The sequence below is a fragment of the Streptomyces sp. NPDC107546 genome, from assembly GCF_055639175.1.
Window position 1 is genome coordinate 1 of record NZ_JBVKBA010000076.1, and the last position, 5912, is coordinate 5912.

A 5912-nucleotide genomic window follows, 5' to 3' on the forward strand; every position below is an offset into this window, starting at 1 on the left:
TGGGCAAGGTCAAGACGGTCTCGGTGAAGCGCGAAGGCAAGCGCTGGTACGTCATCCTGACCGCCGAGCAGACAGCCCCTGAGCCGCTTGCGGCGACGGGCAGCGCAGCCGGTATCGACATGGGCATAGCCAACTTCCTTGCCGACTCAAACGGTGGCTTCGTGCCCAACCCCCGACACGGCCGGAGAGCCGCCGCAAAGCTCGAAGCCGCGCAGCAAGCGCTCAGCCGCTGCAAGCGCGGCTCGAAGCGCCGTCACAAGGCCGTGGAGAAGGCGTAGCCCCCTCATTCATGAGGGGGAGGAGTCACGTAGAGTGGGATCACCGACGCGGGGTGGAGCAGCTCGGTAGCTCGCTGGGCTCATAACCCAGAGGTCGCAGGTTCAAATCCTGTCCCCGCTACCAGAAGGAGGGGCCCGCAAGCGCGGGCCCCTTCTGCGCTGCCGCCGCGGGACGGACCAGCCAACCCGGACCGAGAAGCCTTCATGGGTGACCTGGCCTATCGCTCCTTGAGCAGTGGATGGCCAATTTTCTGCGGTCGTGTCCCTGGCCGCCGCTGCACCCGCCGTCTACCGGGTATGGCACACCGCCGATTGGTACCACCCTGCTACCATGAGGGCATGGCCTCCAAGAAGCAAACGCAGGTCCGGTTGGAGCCTGAGGTGCTCGCTGCCGGCAAGGACGCCGCAGCCGCGCGCGGCCTGGACTTCAACCGCTATGTCGAGCGCCTCATCATCGAGGACACCACCGGCGCCCGCGCCGCCGGCATGGCAGCCGCTCAGCGGCTGATCGACGAACACGGTGCCTTCCTCGACGACCTGGAGCAACAGTTCGACGCCCCGTACGCCCAGCAGCCGGGCGCGGCCGCGTGATCCTGCACATCGACGAGTCCTGGATTCTGGAGGTGGCCGAGCGAGCCGGCCACCGCGACCCGGCCGCCGACGACTACGGCGTGCCCATCGCCGCGGTCGCCCGCCACCGCGGCGAGCTTCTCGACACCCCCGTCTACGACGGCCCCTACGCGCGGGCCGCCGCCCTGGTACACACTCTGGGCCGCTGCCGCTGGCTGGAGCGCTCCAACCTGACCGTGGCCTGCGCGATCGCCGTCATGTATCTCGAGGCCAGCAACATCCCCGTCGACCCCACCCGCGAACAGCTCACCGCACTCGCCCACGAACTGAACAACCCCCGCTGCACCGCCGCCAGGATCGCGTCCTTCCTGCGCACCTGGAAGCCCTGAGCGGCCCTCTTGGAATTCACGGCGAGCAGTTCCAGTAATTCGGGTACACCTTGGGCGTGCTGGTAGGGCTCGAAGCGGGGCAGAAGGTCGTAGACCAGCTGGTGCCACGTTGGTATTCGGCTGGTTCCCCGTGGTCTTCGTCGGTTGCTCGTTCCACCACGCCAGTTCAGCGTTTCGCCCAGGCTGCAGTAGGCAGCGCAGTGCTCTCGAGACGTTGCGGTGCCGGTGGGCCGTCTTGCGAGGGGGGCGTCTCACGCGGAGGCGGTGCCGGGCGTCGACCGGCGGAGACCCGCGGCTGCGCGTCCTCGGGTGTGGGGCGGATGCCGGCAGGAAGGAATGCCGACCATGATCCTCCCGAAGGTCAGGGACCCTCGCTTCGTGACGATCCGCCGCGGTGGGACCCTCACTGATTCGGATCACCACCTTCTCGCCCTTTGGGCGGCAGCTTGCGCGGAGCACGTCCTTGACCTCTTCGAATCGGCTCAGCCTGAGGACCCACGGCCGCGCCAGGCGATCGAGCATGCCCGCGCCTGGGTGCGTGGCGAGGTCAAGATGATGCAGGCCCGCGCGGCGGGCGGCCATGCAATGGGCGCGGCTCGAGACCTGCGTGGCGCAGCACGGCATGCCGCTTACGCCGCCGGCCAGGCCGCGGTCGTCGCACACGTCGCCGCGCACGAGCTCGGTGCGGCTGCCTATGCGATCAAGGCCGCACGCGCTGCCGCGCCAGAAGAGGAGAGTGAGGCCGCAGGGCGACTCGAGTGCCAGTGGCAGCGTGACCAGCTCCCGGAGGCGATTCGCGAGCTGGTACTTGACGACCAGCGATTGCGGAACGACATCTGCTGGTCGGCGTTTGACTGCTGAGCGCGCGTCGGGCGCCAACACCGGCCACACGAAGCTGATCGCCGTCACTTCTCGGTCTCCGCGCTGTCGCAGGCGCGGGAGGTGGTGATCCACCGGCACCTTGCGGAAGAAAACGACACCTCACCGACGACAACCCCCGCCGGAAACCAACCGGCGGGGCGTCGCCGTCAGTATTCGATCTCGACGAGGCGGCTGCCGTGTTGGTGGAGCGACTCGCGCGCTGGAGGTCGGCCGGCCTTGCGGTTGGAGGGATGACCTGGAGGGATGGGGAGGCCCAGTGGCCTCAGCCGTTGGAGACCGACAGGGCTCGGGTGGGTGATCCCGATTCGCTCGGCTTGGTCATCTCCGGTTCGGCGGAGGCTGAGCTGTCGGTAGTCCTGTTTCGTGGTGGCTGGGCCGACGTGGACTTCTTCGGCGGCCTCGATGATGCCGGTTCCCTCCCTGCCTCGGACATCGAATCAGCGGCGGACTTCGCGGCCAGGATGGATCAGTGGATCGTGCGAGTCTTCGGCGACCTTGGCAGCGTTCGGTGAGGGCTTGTCCTTCGCAGTTCAGCTGACCGGCTGTTGCTCGACGCGAGCGCGGGTGATGGCCAGACGGTAGGAGTCGGCCGGCCATCGCGGCCTCGGTGCCGGGCTAGCATCAGGCCCCGCGTACGTCTTCGTGTGCTCGCACCAGATCCTGCGAGGCTTCCTCCGTCTTGGTGGGCACCCGCACGGCCGGGAGTTCCCCGATCCGTAGAAGCCGCGCCAGCTGCTCGGCATCCCTCCGGTCGGTCTTGGCCCGGTCACCCGGCGGCCGATCGACCTTCGAGGGGGCCTCCACCACGCACCGCACACCCGCCGCCGTTGACGCCCTGGCCAGTCCGAACCCGGTTCGGTCCGCTCATACGTCATCGCCACTAATGAAGGCAACGACGCCACCCAGGCACACCACCGAGTTCGTCTCCGGCGCCAGCAGCAGCGACCGAATCTCCCCAGAAACCTCATCGATCGCGGCCCCGACCACCGACCGGGCGTGTAGGTACAGTCCGTCATACGTAGGCTCGAACATGACCGGCACCTCCCGCAACTACGGCTGTACCGCCACTCACAGTGGCGGCAACCTGCGCCAACGTGCGAGCGAGGCGCCGCATCTCCACACGGTCTAGAGCGACCGAAGGGCGTAGCCGAGGTCAGGACCGTAGTTACCCCAGCACTGGATATCACCGGTGTCGGATACAAGGTCGCCGAGATACCAGTCGCCGTTGTCGGCCTGCACCGCGCAGAGCCCCTTCAAGTCGATCGCGCAGTCGGCTTGGAGAGGTTCGCCGTGCAGGGTGACGGTGCCCAGGGTGGTAAGAAGCTGGGCCTGTGGGCAGCCGGTGATGCGTTGAACATCAGCCATGGTCCACGACCCGGGCAGGCGCTCGTCGCGGGGCTCGGTAGCGGGCAGCAGTTCCACCACGGCGTAGCCGAGGCGCGGCCGGATCCACTCACCGTCGCGTTCTGTGCCGAGTACACCGCCGAGGAAGGCCATCTCGAATGTGCCGGTGGGGGTCTCCCAGCGGAACGGGACGCGGGAGATGTGTGAAGGGAAGTCCTCCTCGTCGGTGGTTCCCGGGCCGAACGACTGCTTAGGAGACGGTCCGTCGTCGGTGTATCGGTGGGCGAAGAAAGCGGTGATCCAGCCAGTGACCCTATCGCCGCCGGACGCCGACTCCCACTTGTAGAGCGAATGCCAGAATTCCTGGTCGATACCCCACCCCGAGGCCGTCGCGCTGATCGAGTCCAGCACCGGGTGCAAGGCGGCGAACCACGGACGCAGGCCTTCGAACCATCCTTCCAGCTCCCGCACTCGGGCTGCCAGCAGGCGCCAGTCTCGGTCCGTGCCCTCCAGTCGAATCCGGGGGATTCCGCAGAGCGAGGTCCACCGGAAGCGGTAGTACGGGCTGACCACGTCCATCAGCGCCACGAGCGCGGCCGTGGCGTCGGTGGGGGTGGTGGTCGAGAAGGCGGGCTGGAAGAGGTCGGCTACATCATCGCCGATGCGGGCACGCAGGGGCTGTTGGACCAGGTTGATCGAGCGCTCCCAATCCAGCGGGGCCAGGTCGTCGCGGACGGCGATGGTCTGCTGGTGCCCCGGCGTTTCGGTGAAGAGTCCCGCGTATGTGCCGGAGTTCAAGCGGACGTGGACGGCTACCTCGTGCACGACGACGTACCAGAACAGGTCGGGTGAGAGGCTCAGTGGCAGGTGAGCCGTGAAGCACAGGTGAACTGCGCGCAGCAGGAGGCTGGAGGTGGGCTCAGCGATCTGCGGAACGTCGGTGGACCAGCCAACGAGGCGATCGGTGCTGCGGTGGTGGAAGCGCGCCTGGTCGCGGAGCACAGCCCGCAGGAAGCGCTCGTTGCCGAGTTCGGTGAGCTCGGAAGCGAGCCAAGCGGCCTTGGCGTCTTCAGCGAGCGGCAGGTCCATCTCGAAAGCCATCCGTATCCCCCAGAAACCGTGACCTGCCCTGATCGTAAGAGACCGATGAGACCCTCGGTTCTGTCCCACCGCTGTGACAAGGTCGGTACTTTGGATCAGACGATTTCACGATGCCCCTGGAATGCGGCGCCCCATCATGCAGTAGATCGGGCAGCCGGCGGCAGCCGCATGGCGGGGGAGTGGTTGAGATTTACGGCGCGCTCCGTTCGGCGGTATCGCGGTGACGTTGGGTGCGCTGGCGCGTTGGTGCTGTATGAGCAGAAGTCGCAGGTTGCGGGATCTGTCAGGAGCGCCCGCGTTCGAGCAGTTGAGGGCTGAGCTGGCTCGGGCCGCTGGGTCGGTGGCCGGGGCAAGGCCGCCGCAGCGGAAGGCGAACGGGGCGGCGCTTGGCCCGCCGAGTACGGAGCCGGATGACGGGCCAGGCGAGACGGCACCGACCACTTCGAGCTGAGGTCGCTCGTCTGCCTTCCCCTCCTGCACGTGGCACACATCCGCGCCCGCCTGCCCCAAACCCCGGCCAGCCAATCCCAGGAACGGGTGACGATGCCGCACCCCGCCCTGGAAATTCTGCTGACCCGGCCCCTTGGCAGGGACGAACTCCGCCACGCAGCCCGCACCTGACCGCTCGCCGCCAATCACGACGCCACCCCTCATCGGCGCGAAAACCCCGCGCCGAGCCGCCCACCGCCACGCGGCCGCCTTCACGCCACCCGGCTGCCCATCGACGTGATCACCACCCACTACCCTGACGCCGACGGGCAGATCCTGCTCAACGTCGCCTTCCCACCGGACACTCACACCGCCCTCAAGCGCGCAGCCCGCCGCGCAGGACAGGCACCCGAGCGCTTCATCGAAGCGGCCCTCCACCGGGCCCTGGCCGAACACGCCGACCAGGAGACCGACCGCCTCGATAAGGTCGTACGCCAACTCCTCGCCCACACCACCCCCGCACACCTGCTGTCCGCCGTCGGACACGCCCTCACCCGGCTCCGCGAAGGACCCACGCCATGAACCCCACCGACGAACAGACCGCAGCAGCCGACGCCCTCCACGCCGACGACCACCTGGCCCTGCAAGCCGGAGCGGGCACGGGTAAGACCACCCTCTGGCCCTGCGTGCCCGCGCCACCAAACGCCCGCCGCGGCCGCTACCTGGCCTATAACCGCGCCATCGCCCAGGACGCCATCACCCGCTTCCCCGCCAACGTCCAGTGCAAGACCGCCCACGCCCTCGCATACGCGGCCGTCGGCCGCCACTAGGCGCTGTTTCTCGGATCATGAGCGGAGCCAGATGATGAGTGCTGCGAGGGTGACGGTGCCGAGGTAGATGTAGGCCCGTTTCTCGTAGC

General features: G+C 67.9%; 8 protein-coding genes, 1 tRNA gene and 1 pseudogene. 8 read left to right on the top strand and 2 right to left on the bottom strand.

The genetic code is table 11. The features are described 5' to 3' along the window. From ACZ7L1_RS39105 to ACZ7L1_RS39130, 6 genes are all read left to right on the top strand, one after another. Nucleotides 1-278, top strand: a 278-nt coding sequence (locus ACZ7L1_RS39105; protein WP_471444466.1) for a transposase, incomplete at its 5' end; no start/stop codon positions are given. A 47-nt stretch (nucleotides 279-325) separates the two neighbouring features. Then, a tRNA-Met gene (locus tag ACZ7L1_RS39110) sits at nucleotides 326-402 on the top strand. Between the two features lie 215 nt (nucleotides 403-617). Beyond that, nucleotides 618-869 carry a hypothetical protein gene (locus ACZ7L1_RS39115; RefSeq protein WP_471444468.1) on the top strand — a complete coding sequence of 84 codons (252 nt, stop codon included), beginning with the start codon at nucleotides 618-620 and terminating at the stop codon, nucleotides 867-869. Further along, on the top strand, nucleotides 866-1237 hold the full coding sequence (locus ACZ7L1_RS39120; RefSeq protein ID WP_471444470.1) for a fic family toxin-antitoxin system, toxin component: 372 nt from the start codon (nucleotides 866-868) through the stop codon (nucleotides 1235-1237). The genes ACZ7L1_RS39115 and ACZ7L1_RS39120 overlap by 4 nt, the downstream gene beginning before the upstream one ends. Before the next feature lie 345 nt (nucleotides 1238-1582). Next, complete coding sequence (locus tag ACZ7L1_RS39125) at nucleotides 1583-2098, top strand: putative immunity protein (RefSeq protein ID WP_471444471.1); 516 nt, start codon at nucleotides 1583-1585, stop codon at nucleotides 2096-2098. Nucleotides 2099-2388: 290 nt separating this feature from the next. Continuing rightward, a complete protein-coding gene (locus tag ACZ7L1_RS39130) occupies nucleotides 2389-2631 on the top strand; it encodes a hypothetical protein (RefSeq protein ID WP_471444473.1) in 243 nt (80 codons plus the stop codon). A 109-nt stretch (nucleotides 2632-2740) separates the two neighbouring features. On the opposite strand, the gene ACZ7L1_RS39135 is transcribed toward ACZ7L1_RS39130, so the two are convergent. Both ACZ7L1_RS39135 and ACZ7L1_RS39140 read right to left on the bottom strand, forming a co-directional pair. Beyond that, nucleotides 2741-2926 carry a hypothetical protein gene (locus ACZ7L1_RS39135; RefSeq protein WP_471444474.1) on the bottom strand — a complete coding sequence of 62 codons (186 nt, stop codon included), beginning with the start codon at nucleotides 2924-2926 and terminating at the stop codon, nucleotides 2741-2743. A 318-nt stretch (nucleotides 2927-3244) separates the two neighbouring features. Then, the gene (locus ACZ7L1_RS39140) at nucleotides 3245-4564 is read right to left on the bottom strand and encodes a DUF4419 domain-containing protein (protein ID WP_471444476.1); all 1320 of its coding nucleotides are present in this window, start codon (nucleotides 4562-4564) and stop codon (nucleotides 3245-3247) included. A 726-nt stretch (nucleotides 4565-5290) separates the two neighbouring features. On the opposite strand from ACZ7L1_RS39140, the gene ACZ7L1_RS39145 reads away from it, so the two are divergent. Beyond that, on the top strand, nucleotides 5291-5575 hold the full coding sequence (locus tag ACZ7L1_RS39145) for a hypothetical protein (protein ID WP_471444478.1): 285 nt from the start codon (nucleotides 5291-5293) through the stop codon (nucleotides 5573-5575). Beyond that, nucleotides 5572-5814, top strand: a pseudogene (locus ACZ7L1_RS39150) (DNA helicase); the annotation flags it as partial. The gene ACZ7L1_RS39145 and the pseudogene ACZ7L1_RS39150, both read left to right, overlap by 4 nt. Between the last annotated feature and the right edge of the window lie 98 nt (nucleotides 5815-5912).

Coding starts and splice junctions, on each gene's coding strand:
- ACZ7L1_RS39140 (WP_471444476.1), bottom strand. CDS start 4,564: ATGGCTTTCGAGATGGACCTGCCGCTCGCTGAAGACGCCAAGGCCGCT.
- ACZ7L1_RS39125 (WP_471444471.1), top strand. CDS start 1,583: ATGATCCTCCCGAAGGTCAGGGACCCTCGCTTCGTGACGATCCGCCGC.
- ACZ7L1_RS39115 (WP_471444468.1), top strand. CDS start 618: ATGGCCTCCAAGAAGCAAACGCAGGTCCGGTTGGAGCCTGAGGTGCTC.